12 protein-coding genes are annotated in these 15479 nt (G+C 41.6%); 11 read left to right on the forward strand and 1 reads right to left on the reverse strand.

The features are described from left to right. Nucleotides 1-59: 59 nt before the first annotated feature. Genes ACRPLY_RS06755 through pyrE form a run of 8 tightly spaced genes read left to right on the forward strand, consistent with a single transcriptional unit; the run spans nt 60 to nt 9569 of the window. Nucleotides 60-998, forward strand: a complete 939-nt coding sequence (locus ACRPLY_RS06755; RefSeq protein WP_028411466.1) for an aspartate carbamoyltransferase catalytic subunit — start codon at nt 60-62, stop codon at nt 996-998. Next, complete coding sequence (locus ACRPLY_RS06760; RefSeq protein ID WP_045290205.1) at nt 961-2250, forward strand: dihydroorotase; 1290 nt, start codon at nt 961-963, stop codon at nt 2248-2250. Before ACRPLY_RS06755 ends, ACRPLY_RS06760 begins: the two co-directional genes overlap by 38 nt. After that, nucleotides 2235-3320: a carbamoyl phosphate synthase small subunit gene (locus tag ACRPLY_RS06765; RefSeq protein WP_028411464.1), complete on the forward strand. Its 1086-nt coding sequence runs from the start codon at nt 2235-2237 to the stop codon at nt 3318-3320. The genes ACRPLY_RS06760 and ACRPLY_RS06765 overlap by 16 nt, the downstream gene beginning before the upstream one ends. Continuing rightward, nucleotides 3320-6532: a carbamoyl-phosphate synthase large subunit gene (gene carB, locus ACRPLY_RS06770; RefSeq protein WP_014458390.1), complete on the forward strand. Its 3213-nt coding sequence runs from the start codon at nt 3320-3322 to the stop codon at nt 6530-6532. Before ACRPLY_RS06765 ends, carB begins: the two co-directional genes overlap by 1 nt. Next, on the forward strand, nt 6529-7302 hold the full coding sequence (locus tag ACRPLY_RS06775) for a dihydroorotate dehydrogenase electron transfer subunit (protein WP_034265289.1): 774 nt from the start codon (nt 6529-6531) through the stop codon (nt 7300-7302). Before carB ends, ACRPLY_RS06775 begins: the two co-directional genes overlap by 4 nt. Then, entirely contained in the window at nt 7299-8240 is a 942-nt protein-coding gene (locus ACRPLY_RS06780; protein ID WP_013058933.1) for a dihydroorotate dehydrogenase, read from the forward strand. The genes ACRPLY_RS06775 and ACRPLY_RS06780 overlap by 4 nt, the downstream gene beginning before the upstream one ends. Next, entirely contained in the window at nt 8212-8934 is a 723-nt protein-coding gene (gene pyrF / locus ACRPLY_RS06785) for an orotidine-5'-phosphate decarboxylase (protein WP_325077482.1), read from the forward strand. The genes ACRPLY_RS06780 and pyrF overlap by 29 nt, the downstream gene beginning before the upstream one ends. Continuing rightward, nucleotides 8931-9569 carry an orotate phosphoribosyltransferase gene (pyrE, locus tag ACRPLY_RS06790; RefSeq protein ID WP_029715075.1) on the forward strand — a complete coding sequence of 213 codons (639 nt, stop codon included), beginning with the start codon at nt 8931-8933 and terminating at the stop codon, nt 9567-9569. The genes pyrF and pyrE overlap by 4 nt, the downstream gene beginning before the upstream one ends. 34 nt (nt 9570-9603) lie before the next feature. On the opposite strand, the gene ACRPLY_RS06795 is transcribed toward pyrE, so the two are convergent. Then, nucleotides 9604-11316 (reverse strand): Rqc2 family fibronectin-binding protein, encoded by a 1713-nt coding sequence (locus tag ACRPLY_RS06795; protein ID WP_176343453.1) that lies wholly within the window; start codon nt 11314-11316, stop codon nt 9604-9606. A gap of 141 nt (nt 11317-11457) precedes the next feature. On the opposite strand from ACRPLY_RS06795, the gene ACRPLY_RS06800 reads away from it, so the two are divergent. From ACRPLY_RS06800 to ACRPLY_RS06810, 3 genes are all read left to right on the forward strand, one after another. Next, nucleotides 11458-14136: a cation-translocating P-type ATPase gene (locus ACRPLY_RS06800; RefSeq protein WP_028411459.1), complete on the forward strand. Its 2679-nt coding sequence runs from the start codon at nt 11458-11460 to the stop codon at nt 14134-14136. Nucleotides 14137-14289: 153 nt separating this feature from the next. After that, nucleotides 14290-15165: a YicC/YloC family endoribonuclease gene (locus tag ACRPLY_RS06805; protein ID WP_028411458.1), complete on the forward strand. Its 876-nt coding sequence runs from the start codon at nt 14290-14292 to the stop codon at nt 15163-15165. 46 nt (nt 15166-15211) lie between these two features. After that, complete coding sequence (locus tag ACRPLY_RS06810) at nt 15212-15472, forward strand: DUF370 domain-containing protein (RefSeq protein WP_013084831.1); 261 nt, start codon at nt 15212-15214, stop codon at nt 15470-15472. Nucleotides 15473-15479 lie beyond the last annotated feature (7 nt).

The raw sequence follows: 15479 nt of genomic DNA on the forward strand, positions 1-15479 counted from the left end.
GTTAGAAAGGGTGTTTTTTATAAAGAAATGCGAGGAAAGCAAAAATGGAGGGAATCGATATGAAACATTTAGTGACAGTCTCAACACTAGAAACAAATGAAATTCTAGAGATTTTAGACAGCGCTGAAAACTATCGAACGAATAAACAAGGATGGAAACCGGAAGAGAAAATGTTTGTTGCCAACTTATTTTTTGAAGCGAGCACGCGTACTCGATGCAGCTTTGAAATGGCAGAACAGCAGCTAGGATTAACAACAATTCCGTTTGAAGTAACAACTTCAAGCGTCCAAAAAGGAGAAACGCTTTATGACACGATTGAAACATTAGCTTCAATCGGTGTTCAGTCAGTTGTTATTCGCCACCCGCAAGATCGTTATTATGAAGCACTGCAGGAAAAAGTATCGATTCCCATCATTAATGCAGGAGACGGATGCGGTCAGCATCCAACTCAGTGTCTGCTTGATCTACTGACAATTCGCCAAGAGTTCGGCTCGTTTAAAGGATTAAAAGTCGCAATAGTCGGAGATTTGCGACATAGCCGCGTAGCGAGATCGAATGCAGAAATGCTGACAAAACTAGGGGCGACCGTATATTTTGCGGGACCTGAAGAATGGAAAGATGAAGAGAACAGACACGGTACATATCTTGATATCGATGAAGCAATCGAAACGGTCGATGTTGTGATGCTACTGCGTATTCAATTTGAAAGGCATGAAGAGAACACTTCAGAGCTTGCAAAGAACTACCATAGCCGCTTCGGATTAACCGTTGAACGAGAGCGGAAAATGAAATCACATAGCATTATTCTTCATCCAGCTCCGGTGAACAGAGGAGTCGAAATTGCAGATGAGCTCGTTGAATGTGAACGCTCAAGAATTTTTAAACAAATGCAAAATGGCGTATACATTCGCATGGCAGTATTAGCAAGAGCGCTACAACCAATTGAAAGGGGACTTAATAATGACAACAATTATCAAAAATGCTACATGGTTAAATGAAGGAAAAATTGAAAAAGTCGAACTGAAAATTGAAAATGGTGTAATTGCTGAAATAGCTTCACACATTGACGTACAGAATGAAGAAGTCATTGATGCAGGCGGGAACTTCTTATCACCGGGTTTAATCGATGTCCACGTTCACTTGCGTGAGCCAGGGGGAGAAAAGAAAGAAACAATTGAAACAGGTACTCTAGCAGCTGCAAAGGGCGGTTTTACAGCAATTGCTGCAATGCCGAACACGCGTCCAGTGCCTGATACTGTTGAACAAATGGAGTGGGTAAACAAGCGCATTGAAGAAACAGCACATGTGCGCGTATTACCGTACGCATCGATTACTACTCGTCAATTGGGAAAAGAATTAACGGACTTTGAAGGCTTAAAAGAAGCGGGAGCATTTGCTTTTACAGATGATGGAGTAGGGGTTCAGTCAACAGGAATGATGCTAGAAGCGATGAAAAAAGCCGCTTCATTAAACAAAGCAATCGTTGCACACTGTGAAGATAATGATTTAATTAACAAAGGCTGCGTACACGACGGGAAATTTGCAAAAGAACATGGACTAAACGGTATCCCATCTATCTGCGAAGCCGTTCAAATTGCACGAGATGTCCTGCTTGCTGAAGCAGCAAACTGTCACTACCATGTGTGTCACGTAAGTACAAAAGAATCCATTCGCGCCATTCGTGATGCGAAAAAAGCAGGCATTCGCGTAACTGCAGAAGTAACGCCTCATCATCTGTTACTAAATGAAGAAGATATCCCGGGACTTGATTCGAATTTCAAAATGAATCCGCCGCTTCGAGGAAAAGATGATCAACAGGCATTGATTGAAGCTTTATTAGACGGAACGCTTGATTTTATCGCCACTGATCACGCACCGCACACAGCGGACGAAAAAGCAGAAGGCATGGAGCTTGCGCCGTTTGGAATTGTGGGACTTGAAACAGCTTTCCCGCTTCTTTATACAAACTTGGTATTAAAAGAAGTAATGACGCTAGAGCAGCTAGTATCGTATTTAACAAACAAGCCGGCTGAAACATTCAATCTTCCTTATGGCACGATTGAAGTGGGAAAAACAGCGGATTTAACCATCATTGATCTTGAAACAGAAAAAGCAATTAATCCAGAAGAATTTGTATCCAAAGGTAAAAACACGCCGTTTGCTAACTGGGTATGCAAAGGTTGGCCGGTAATGACATTAGTAGAAGGTAAACGAGTATGGGAGGATGTTAAAGCATGCAACGTCAACTAATTTTAGAAGATGGAACAGTATTTATCGGAAAAGGATTCGGCAGCGACAAAGAAATGACAGGAGAAGTTGTTTTCAACACGGGAATGACAGGATATCAAGAAATTCTATCTGATCCATCATACTGTGCACAAATTGTGACATTAACATATCCTTTAATCGGAAACTACGGTATTAACCGCGATGACTTTGAGTCGATTGAACCAGCTGTACACGGTTTGATTGTAAAAGAAATTTGTGATGCTCCTTCAAACTTCAGAAGCGAACTATCAGTAGATGAATTTTTAAAACAAAAAGATATTCCAGGATTAGCTGGAATCGACACGCGAAAATTAACGCGAAAAATTCGTCAGCACGGTGCGCTTCGCGGACGCGTGTGCAGCATGGAAGTCAATGTAGAAGAAGTGGTAGCACAGCTTCAAAATCATGAACTTCCGACTGATTCAGTTAAAAAAGTATCAACGGTGAAGCCTTACCCAAGCCCAGGCAGAGGTAAAAAAGTGGTACTCGTTGACTTTGGAATGAAACACGGAATTTTACGTGAATTAACAGCTCGTCAATGCGACGTGATTGTGGTTCCTTATAACGTAACTGCGCAAGAAATTCTTCAATTAAATCCAGATGGCATCATGTTAAGCAACGGACCTGGAGACCCAAAAGACGTACCGGAAGCAATCGAGATGATTCAAGGGGTTTTAGGGAAGGTTCCGCTTTTCGGAATTTGTTTAGGACATCAGCTGTTTGCCCTAGCATGCGGAGCAGATACAGAAAAAATGAAATTTGGTCATCGTGGATCCAACCATCCTGTAAAGGATCTAAAAACCAATAAAGTAGCTCTTACATCTCAAAACCACGGCTATACAGTGTGTGAGCCATCTCTTGTCAACACGCCATTAGAAGTGACGCACGTTGCGCTTAACGATGGAACAGTTGAAGGAGTAAAGCATAAAGAATATCCGGCATTTACGGTTCAGTATCACCCTGAAGCATCACCGGGACCTGAAGATGCAAACGGATTGTTCAACGAATTTATGGATCTTATGAAAAACAATCAGAAAGTAGGTAATTGCTAATGCCAAAACGTCAAGATATTAACACAATTCTCGTAATCGGATCAGGACCAATCGTCATTGGACAGGCGGCAGAGTTTGACTATGCAGGAGCGCAAGCATGTATTGCGTTAAAAGAAGAAGGATACAAAGTTATTCTTGTGAACTCCAATCCTGCAACAATCATGACAGATTCAGAAATGGCAGACAAAGTATATATTGAACCTCTAACGGTTGAATTTGTAAGCTCAATTATTCGTAAAGAACGCCCGGATGCACTGCTTCCAACGCTTGGCGGTCAAACGGGACTGAACTTAGCGGTAGAATTACACGAAACGGGCATTTTAGAAGAATTTAACGTAGAAATTCTCGGGACAAAATTATCAGCGATTGAACAAGCTGAAGACCGTGAGCAGTTCCGTTCATTAATGAATGAACTAAATCAGCCTGTCCCAGCAAGTGAAATCATTCATTCACTAGACGAAGCGTATGCGTTTGTTGAACAAGTAAACTATCCGGTAATCGTGCGTCCTGCTTATACGCTTGGCGGTACGGGAGGCGGAATTTGTAACAACGAGCAAGAGCTGATTGAAATTGTAACAAGTGGGTTAAAACACAGTCCTGTAACACAGTGCTTACTTGAGAAAAGCATTGCAGGCTTTAAAGAAATTGAATATGAAGTAATGCGCGATGCAAACGATAATGCGATTGTAGTATGTAATATGGAAAACTTTGACCCGGTCGGTATTCATACGGGAGATTCAATTGTTGTAGCACCAAGCCAAACGCTAAGCGACCGTGAGTATCAGCTGCTTAGAAATGCGTCACTAACAATTATCCGAGCGCTTAAAATCGAAGGCGGATGTAACGTTCAGCTAGCACTAGACCCAGAAAGCTTCCAGTATTATGTAATTGAAGTAAACCCTCGTGTAAGCCGTTCGTCGGCCTTAGCATCAAAAGCAACAGGGTATCCAATTGCAAAATTAGCCGCAAAAATTGCGGTAGGGTTAACATTAGATGAAATGATGAACCCGGTAACTGGGAAGACATACGCATGTTTCGAACCTGCACTAGATTACATCGTATCTAAAATTCCACGCTGGCCGTTTGATAAATTTGAATCAGCTAACCGTAAACTAGGTACACAGATGAAGGCAACAGGGGAAGTAATGGCAATTGGCCGCACGTTCGAAGAGTCAATTTTAAAAGCCGTACGCTCACTTGAGTCAAACGTTCATCACTTAGAGTTAAAAGATGCGCATGAATTTGATGATGCCATTATTGAAAAACGTATTCGCAAAGCTGGCGATGAGCGATTATTCTACGTCGCAGAAGCCATTCGCCGCGGCGTAACAATTCAGCAAATTCACGAGTGGAGCAAAATCGATCTTTTCTTCTTAGTAAAACTTGAAAAAGTGATTGCTTTTGAAAATGTGTTAAAAGAAGAGATTCATAATGTAGAAGTTTTACAGGAAGCAAAAGAAATGGGATTTGCAGACTGCACGATTGCTAAGCTATGGAATCAAACAGAGCGTGAAGTATACGACTTCCGCAAACAAAACGGCGTGATGCCAGTATACAAAACGGTAGATACATGTGCAGCAGAATTTGAATCTACAACACCATATTTCTACGGTACGTTTGAAGATGAAAATGAATCGATTGTTACAGATCGTAAAAGCGTTGTAGTGTTAGGGTCAGGTCCGATCCGCATCGGGCAAGGAATTGAGTTTGACTATGCAACGGTTCACTCGGTGTGGGCGATTAAAGAAGCTGGATACGAAGCGATTATTGTCAATAACAATCCAGAAACAGTGTCAACTGACTTCAGTATTTCAGATAAATTATACTTCGAGCCGCTGACGATTGAAGATGTGATGCATATCATCGATTTAGAAAAACCAGAAGGTGTGGTTGTACAGTTCGGTGGTCAAACAGCAATCAACTTAGCGGATGAGCTAGAAGCAAGAGGGGTCAAGATCTTAGGTACGTCGCTTGAAAGCTTAGATGCAGCGGAAGACCGTAAAAAATTCGAAGCGACGCTAGCGCGTTTAGAAGTACCTCAGCCGCTTGGAAAGACGGTTACTTCAGTTGAAGAAGCAGTGGTTGTGGCAAAAGAAATTGGTTATCCGGTGCTTGTACGTCCTTCATACGTACTGGGCGGACGCGCGATGGAAATTGTGTACAAAGAAGAAGAGCTGCTTCATTATATGAAACACGCGGTAAAAGTACACGCTGATCATCCTGTATTAATCGACCGCTACTTAACAGGAAAAGAAATTGAAGTCGATGCCATTTCAGACGGTGAAACAGTGGTTATTCCAGGAATCATGGAGCATGTAGAGCGCGCGGGTGTCCACTCAGGCGACTCCATCGCTGTATACCCACCGCAAACTCTGTCACAGGACGTAAAAGATACGATCATTGATTACACAACACGAATTGCAAAAGGCTTAAACATTATTGGACTGCTTAACATTCAGTTCGTCTTATCAAAAGGAGAAGTGTTTGTTCTTGAAGTAAATCCTCGTTCAAGCCGTACGGTGCCGTTCTTAAGTAAAATCACGCGTATTCCGATGGCGAATGTGGCAACAAAAGTAATTTTAGGAACAAGTTTAAAAGATCTTGGCTATGAATCAGGCATGCACCCTGAAGAAGAAGGCGTCTACGTAAAAGTGCCGGTCTTCTCATTTGCAAAGCTGCGCCGCGTAGATATTACGCTTGGACCTGAAATGAAATCTACTGGAGAAGTAATGGGGCAAGATTCAACGTACGAAAAAGCATTATATAAAGGACTAATTGCGTCAGGTATGTCCATTAAGCCGTACGGTTCAGTACTTATGACAGTAGCGGATAAAGATAAAGAAGAGGCAACAGCGTTAGCAAAGCGCTTTGCTAATATTGGCTATCAAGTGATTGCAACGGAAGGAACAGCTTCAACGTTTACAAAAGAAGACATTCGCGTAAAAATAGTAAATAAAATTCATCATGAAGATCACAATCTTTTAGATGTGATACGAAAAGGTGAAGCCCAGCTGGTCATCAACACGCTAACAAAAGGAAAACAGCCTGCGCGTGACGGATTTAAAATTCGCCGTGAAGCAGTTGAAAATGGCGTACCTTGCTTAACATCACTTGATACAGCAGAAGCGATTTTACGAGTGCTTGAAACGATCAGCTTCCATACAACGCCAATGAAAAAAGTTCGTCCAACCAAAGAGGTGACAACCGTATGATCAAACATGAAATGATGCAAGTCGTCAGTCAGCGACCGTTAACACACAATGTATATGAATTAACCCTTCAAGGCGAGCTTGTTCGTTTCATGAATGAGCCGGGGCAGTTTGTGCATATCCGCGTCAACAACGACTATTTGCCACTGCTTCGCAGACCAATCAGTATTGCAGAAATTGATCAAACGCACGAACAATTTACGATGATTTACCGTGCAGAAGGGGCGGGAACATCGCTGCTGGCCGAAAAACAAGCCGGACAGTCGATTGACGTGCTAGGTCCCCTTGGCCACGGTTTTCCATTAGATGCAATAGAGTCAGGTCAAACGGCTTTATTAGTAGGGGGAGGCATTGGAGTGCCTCCGCTCTATGAGCTTTCAAAAAGACTTCGTGAAAAAGGCGTGCAGGTTATCCACGTCCTGGGTTTTCAATCAAAAGCAGACGTATTTTATGAACGAGAGTTTTTAGCTTTAGGAGAAACATATATTGCAACGGTAGACGGCTCTTACGGAACAAAAGGTTTTGTCACAACGGTGATTGACGAGCATCAGTTTTCATATGACGTTATGTTTTCATGCGGTCCAACTCCGATGTTAAAAGCACTAGAAAATAATTATACAAACAAGCCGCTTTACATTTCTTTAGAAGAAAGAATGGGCTGTGGAATCGGCGCTTGCTTTGCATGTGTATGCAGGGAAAGTGAAGATTCTACGGCGTATAAAAAAATCTGCAGCGACGGTCCCGTCTTTCAAGCAGGGGAGGTGCTTCTATGAGTATGCTAAAAACGACATTGCCAGGGTTAGATTTGAAAAATCCAATTATGCCAGCATCCGGCTGCTTTGGATTTGGGCGTGAGTATGCTCAATTTTATTCACTTGATGCACTTGGAGCCATTATGATTAAAGCGACTACTGCTGAAACTCGTTTTGGCAATCCAACTCCTCGCGTAGCGGAAACATCTGCAGGAATGTTAAATGCGATTGGATTACAAAATCCTGGGCTAGAAAAAGTAATGAATGAAGAGCTCGTTTGGCTTCAGCAATATGATGTGCCGATTATCGCGAACGTAGCCGGTGCTTCAATTGAAGAATATGTGCACGTGGCAAAAGAAATTTCAACCGTATCAAATGTGAAAGCACTTGAATTGAATATTTCATGTCCTAACGTAAAGGAAGGCGGAATTGCGTTTGGCGTAGATCCTGTCATCGCTGCTCGTTTAACAAAAGCGGTAAAAGATGTTTCAAATGTTCCAGTTTATGTTAAACTATCACCAAACGTATCCAATATTGTAGACATGGCAATGGCTGTTGAAGAAGCTGGCGCGGATGGCTTAACGATGATCAATACGCTTCTCGGGATGCGTCTGGATTTGAAAACAGCTCAGCCGGTTTTAGCGAACGGCACAGGCGGACTGTCAGGACCTTCAATTAAACCGGTAGCGATTCGAATGGTGTATGAAGTGAGCCAAAAAGTAAACATTCCAATTATCGGTATGGGCGGAGTGACGACTGCTGAAGATGCACTTGAATTTTTATATGCAGGTGCAAGTGCCGTAGCGGTTGGTACAGCAAACTTTGTCGATCCGTATGTATGCCCAACCATCATTGACGAACTGCCAAGGCTATTAACATCATTAGGATACGAGCATGTTTCAGAATGTATCGGAAGGAGCTGGAAAAAGCGTGAAGCAACCGTTAATCATTGCTCTTGATTTTTCATCAATTAAAGATGTACAGCAGTTTTTAATGCCTTTTCAACAAGAATCATTATTTGTGAAAGTAGGCATGGAACTGTTTTATAAAGAAGGGCTATCCATTATTTCTGCATTAAAAGAGCAAAACCACCAGATTTTCTTAGACTTAAAGCTTCATGATATTCCCAATACGGTAAAGCAAGGAATGAAGTCTTTGGCTTCTCTTGAAGTGGATTTGGTTAACGTTCACGCAGCCGGCGGAACGAATATGATGCAAGCAGCCGTTGAAGGACTTGACTTAGGAACCGCTGCTGGCAAAAAACGTCCGGATTGTATTGCGGTTACTCAGCTAACAAGTACATCGGATGAAATGCTAAAAGAGCAGCAGCTGATTACGCACTCGATGCAAGAAGTGGTTACGCATTATGCAGCGCTTGCTAAAAAAAGCGGACTAGACGGCGTTGTATGTTCTACTCATGAAGTGCCTTCGATTCGAAAAGCAGCAGGAGAGGACTTTTTGACCGTAACGCCGGGTATTCGTATGGGGGCAGATTCAGTAGATGACCAAGTCCGCGTAGCAACGCCTCAGCTAGCGAGAGAATATGGCTCAAGTGCCATTGTGGTTGGCCGTTCTATTACTAAAGCAAAAGACCCGCTTAAAGCATATTATGAGATGTTACAGCAGTGGAAAGGGGAGCGTATTACGCGATGACAAAACTACGAAAAGAAATTGCAAAACAATTAATTGATATTGAGGCAGTAAGCCTTCAACCGAACGATCCGTTTACGTGGGCCTCTGGAATTAAGTCGCCTATTTATTGTGACAACCGTCTAACGCTTAGCTACCCAAAAGTGCGAAAAGAAATTGCAAAAGGTCTGCAGCATTTAATTAAAACGTATTTTGCCAATGCAGAAGTGATTGCTGGTACAGCTACAGCTGGTATTCCTCATGCAGCATGGGTAAGTGAAGCGCTAGAGCTTCCAATGTGCTATGTGCGAAGCAAAGCAAAAGAACATGGACAAGGAAATCAAATTGAAGGAAAAGTAACAAAAGGTCAAAAAGTAGTTGTGATTGAAGATTTGATTTCAACTGGCGGAAGTGTATTTACCGCAGTCGATGCATTAAAAGCGCAGGGTTGTGAAGTACTGGGAGTTGTTTCTATCTTTACATATGAGCTGGAAAAAGCGCGTCAGCTGTTTAAAGAAAAAGAACTTCAAGTTTATTCTTTAACAGACTACTCTACGCTAGTAGAGGCGGCAAACGAAGCGGGATACATTGAAGAAGAAGCGATGGAAAAGCTATTTAAATGGCGTGAAAATCCTTCAGATCCTTCATGGATGAACTAAACTAAAAACCCCCTATATAGAAAGGGGGTTTTTGTTATGACTGGCGCAGCTTCAGTACAAGTTCTTCGCTAGGCGTTACGTACACCGTTTGCTGATTATCGTACGTCACAAAACCAGGTTTAGCACCGCTTGGTTTTTTTACGTGGCGAATTTTTGTATAGTCCACTGGTACCGAACTTGAATTCTTGGCTTTACTAAAGTAAGCAGCAAGGTGAGCCGCTTCTAAAATTGTTTCTTCTGAAGGCTCTTGGCTGCGGATAACAACGTGAGAACCCGGTATATCTTTCGTATGAAACCAAACGTCATCACGAGCAGCAAGGCGATTTGTTAAATACTCATTTTGCTTATTGTTTTTTCCAACTAAAATCGTCGTGCCGTCGCTTGAAACGTATTGTTCAAGTGTAGGCGTGGTGTTTTTTTGTTTTTTTGCTTGCTTTTGCTGACGGTTGCGCAAATATCCTTCTTCCACAAGCTCTTCGCGAATCTCGGCAATGTCTTTGTGAGTAGCAGTATCCATTTGCTGAATAAGTGATTCAAAATACTGTACTTCTTCGTTTGCTTTTTCAATCTGTTCGATTACAATCGAAACGGAATTTTTCGCTTTTTGATACTTTGTAAAATAGCTTTGAGCATTTTGAGACGGTGATTTTTGCGGATCTAATGAAATCGTAAGTGTACCGCTATTTTCATCGTAATAATTAATAACATCCACTTTCGCATCTCCTTTTTTGACAAGGTGTAAATTTGCCGTAAGGAGTTCACCGGCTAGCTGATAATCAGATGCTTTTTCTGCATTTTGTAGCGTTTGCTCAAGTTTTTTTATTTTTTTCTCATTTTTCTTTTTCTCGGTGGAAATAAACTGTACTAAATCATGCGCTTGCTGCTTTACACGATCTCGCTCTGCTTTCCCGTAGTAATAGCGGTCAAGAAGCTCGCTGATAGTTGCATACGTTTTTTTCGTACCCTCTAAATGCGTTAATTCGAGTAAATAAAAATAGTCTTTTTGATTAACGGTTGTCAGAGTCGGTGTAAACTGACCTTCTTTGATCAGCGTCATGGTTTCGACGAATGATTTTGGAAGGGTAGAACGATTCGCTAAGCCAGAGCGAAACACTACTTCATTTGCAATTAAAGGAGAAAGCCCTGAGAAGGTCTGCACTAGCTGACTGGCTAGCTTTCCGCTATTAAAATCAATTTTTTTAACCACGGTTTCCTCGTCCGCTTCAAATGGATGAAGCTTATCTTGGCTAGGAGGCAGTACGTAAGGAGCTCCGGGTAGAAGCGTACGATGCCTGTTCAAGGCCATTGGAACATGCTTAATACTGTCGATAATCGTTTGTTTTTCTTTATCTACAAGTACAACATTACTATGTCTTCCCATGATTTCAATAATAAGCTGCTTGTACGTCACGTCGCCAATTTCATTTCGTCCTTTTGTTTCAATGACTAAAATGCGGTCTAATCCAAGCTGATACACTTGTTCAATAATGCTTCCTTCTAAATGCTTGCGAAGAAGCATACAAAACATAGGAGGCTCAGATGGATTTTCATAGGGCTCATTTGTAAAATGAACGCGTGAATAGTTAGGGTGAGCTGAGATTAAAAGTTTGCGGTTTTCACCTTTAGCGCGTACTTGTAAAATCAACTCGTTTGGAAACGGCTGATATATTTTTGAAATTCGTCCTGAAACCAAGGTCTCAGATAATTCTTGTAAAATGCCATATGTAAAAATACCATCAAATGACACAGTGCTCACATCCTTAAGTAATTGAAAATTGTCCTATAGAAAAGTATAGCATTTTTTAGGACGAGTCTGAATAAGCATACGATATAAGATTGTAACAATCTAATAGGTGCATTTACAAATAAAAGGGTGTGAAAAGATGCAATGAAATGGTATGAATTAGGTGAAAAAGCAATAGTAGAAGTAACAAAAACAGACAGGCAGCATGGTCTTACACACAAAGAAGTAAAAGCACGTCAGCAGCAACAAGGGTTTAATGAATTGACTGAAGGAGAGAAAAAACCAGCCATTCTTGTGTTTCTAGAGCAGTTTAAAGATTTTATGGTACTGGTTTTACTAGCTGCCACGCTTATTTCAGGGCTTTTAGGAGAATACATCGATGCAATTGCTATCATTGCTATTGTGGTAATTAATGGATTTCTCGGGTTCTTCCAAGAAAGAAAAGCAGAGAAATCTCTTCATGCATTAAAAGAGCTTTCTGCTCCTCAAGTAGCAGCCATGCGTGAAGGGAAATGGGTTAAGTTACCATCTAAAGAGCTGGTGGTAGGAGACGTTGTAAAGTTTTCGAGCGGAGACCGTATTGGAGCTGACCTTCGGATTATGGAAGCCAAAAGTCTAGAAATTGAAGAATCAGCGCTTACGGGAGAGTCTTTGCCTGTTGGTAAGCAAATAAAAGCATTGTCAGGAGATGAAGTGCCGCTTGGAGATCAGGACAATATGGCGTTTATGGGTACCCTTGTAACCAGAGGAAGCGGAACAGGTATCGTTGTAGGGATTGGAATGAAAACAGCAATGGGCCAAATTGCTGATTTACTTCAAAATGCTGAAGCCATGATTACTCCTCTTCAACGGAAGTTAGAGCAATTGGGCAAAATTTTAATTGTTGTAGCTCTTGCACTTACTGTATTAGTTGTTGGGATTGGTGTGCTGCAAGGGCATGATTTATACAGTATGTTCTTAGCGGGAGTTTCCTTAGCTGTTGCTGCCATACCCGAAGGTCTTCCTGCCATCGTAACCGTGGCGCTATCTCTTGGTGTACAGCGCATGATTAAGCAAAGATCCATTGTTCGCAAACTTCCTGCTGTTGAGACACTAGGATGCGCGTCAGTCATTTGCTCAGACAAAACGGGCACATTAACGCAAAATAAAATGACGGTTACCCACCTCTGGTCCGGAGGAATGACGTGGAGAGTATCAGGGACAGGGTATGAACCTACGGGCGTATTTTCACGAGAGGAAAGAGAAGTTGATACACGGAGTGAAAAACCGCTTCAGCAGCTTTTGGTGTTTGGTCTGCTTTGCAATCAAACGTCGATCTCGAGAAAAGATAAAGAATATGTTATCGACGGGGATCCTACTGAAGCGGCTTTGCTTGTTGCCGCGATGAAAGCGGGGCTGACAAAAGAAAATATTCAAAAGCAGTTTACGATTATTGAAGAGTTTCCATTTGATTCAACGCGTAAAATGATGAGTGTAGTCATTGAAGACGCATCTCATAAACGCTATGTGATAACAAAAGGTGCTCCGGATGTGCTGCTTATAAACAGCAAAAATATTTTGTGGGAAAGCAGACAACAAACGCTGTCGGTAACAGTTCATAATGAAGTAAAAGGAGCGATTGATCAGTTAGCTAGCCAAGCGCTTCGAACCATTGCTATTGCATATCGACCGTTAGGAGAACATGAGAGCGTTCATACAGAGAAGGAAGCAGAAAAAGACCTGACTTTCCTCGGGCTTCAAGGAATGATTGATCCGCCAAGACCAGAGGTCAAGCAAGCGGTCAAAGAATGCCGAGACGCAGGCATCAAAACCGTTATGATTACAGGTGACCACGTTATTACAGCACAGGCGATTGCAAAACAGCTCGGAATTTTACCGAAAAACGGTCAAGTCTTGGAAGGAACGGATTTATCCAAAATGACGCAGGAAGAGCTAGAAGAAGTAGTAGATGATGTTTATGTATATGCAAGGGTATCACCTGAGCATAAGCTTAAAATTGTTAAAGCTCTTCAAGCAAAAGATCACATTGTAGCGATGACGGGCGACGGCGTAAATGACGCACCGGCTATTAAAGCAGCAGACATAGGAATTGCGATGGGCATCACCGGGACAGACGTAGCAAAAGAAGCGTCTTCACTCGTTTTGCTTGATGATAATTTTGCCACTATTAAATCAGCGATCAAAGAAGGGCGAAATATCTATGAAAATATTCGGAAGTTTATCCGTTACTTGCTTGCATCAAATGTAGGAGAAATTTTAGTTATGCTCTTTGCGATGATTTTAGCACTTCCGCTTCCGCTAGTGCCCATTCAGATACTATGGGTAAACTTAGTAACAGACGGTTTGCCTGCGATGGCTCTTGGCTTAGACCAGCCAGAGGACAACGTGATGAAGCGCCATCCAAGGCATCCGCGCGAAGGTATTTTTGCAAGAGGATTAGGATGGAAAGTAGTCAGCCGTGGATTTTTAATTGGAGCTGCTACACTTGCTGCGTTTATGATTGTTTACGACAATGACCCAGATCGGTTGCAGTATGCTCAGACAATTGCATTTGCCACGCTTGTCATGGCACAGCTTATTCACGTATTTGACTGCCGAAGTGAAAAATCAATTTTTGATCGGAATCCATTTCAGAACTTATATCTTGTAGGGGCTGTTATTTCATCTATTATCCTTATGCTGGTGGCCATCTACTATCCGCCGCTGCAGCCTATTTTCCATACAATGGCCATTGCACCGCGGGAATGGCTCGTTATTTTAGGACTTGCAAGCCTTCCAACTTTTTTACTTGCTGGTTCACTTTTAACAAGAAAACCTTCATAAATTGTGCTATACTTTAATACAGGCTGTCCCAAATGAGAAAACTCATGAAGGCAGCCTTTACAGGTTGAATAAAGAAGAGAGATTTCTTTTTTTTGCTAACACTTTCTTTTACGATACTTTTTATGTAAGATGTACATAGTGGATGTGATGATAATGATAAAAAGTATGACTGGTTTTGGCCGCGGAAAAGCGGAAGTGGAAAATCGATCAGTAACAGTGGAAATGAAGTCTGTTAATCATCGTTTTTGTGAAATTGTTATCCGTATGCCAAGACAATTAATTGAAATTGAAGATAAAATAAAAAAAATCGTTCAAACATACATAAAACGTGGTAGAGTAGAAGTATTTGTTACTATTTCAGGTGAAGAAATGGCAAAAAAGAAACTGCAGACGGATTGGCAGCTGCTTGATGAATACATGAATGCGTTGCAGCAAGTAAAAGAAAAGCACGGGCTGTCACAATCTGTTCAAATTCAAGACATTTTACACATGCCTGAAGTGATGACAACTTATGAAGAAGAAGCTGATCAGACGAGTATTCATGGTGCAATCTTTGAAGCTGTTGAAGCTGCTGTTCATCAGTTAGTGGATATGCGGAAACGAGAGGGATCAGAGCTGTATCACGATTTAATGGGATACTTACAGGACATTCAAGACATTCGCGAAAAAATTACACAGCTTGCTCCTGAAGTTGCTGAACAATATCGCGAGCGTATTAAAAGAAAGCTGAGCGACTATTTAGAAGGTACTTTCGATGAGCAGCGAGTGCTGACTGAAGTAGCTATTTTTGCTGAAAAAGCAGATATTAGCGAAGAACTTACGCGAATTCAAAGTCATGTTTCACAATTTATTCAAGCATTAAATACACCTGATTCAGTGGGACGCAAGCTGGATTTTCTTGTTCAAGAGCTGAATCGTGAAATGAATACAATCGGTGCGAAGGCAAATAATGGTACTATTGCTCAGTATGTTATTAGTATGAAAGCACAATTAGAACGCATAAAAGAGCAGGTTCAAAATATTGAATAGCCTTCGTGTAAGATAAAGATTATATTGGTATAGCAGGAGGCTTCTTATGAGCGGTAAATTAGTGAACGTTGGATTTGGAAATTTTATTTCTTCTAATCGTATAATCTCTGTCGTTCATCCTGAATCAGCTCCAATCAAACGCATTATTCAAGATGCAAAAGATCGAGGCTCTTTAATAGATGCAACGCAAGGACGTAAAACACGATCTGTTATTGTTATGGATAGCGATCATGTTATTTTAGCTCCTGTACAGCCAGAAACTGTGTCGCAGCGACTTATAAACAAAGAAGAATTATTAGAAGGGTAGGTCACTT

This window comes from Priestia sp. TGN 0903, assembly GCF_050846855.1.
Classification (GTDB): Bacteria; Bacillota; Bacilli; order Bacillales; family Bacillaceae_H; genus Priestia; species Priestia zanthoxyli.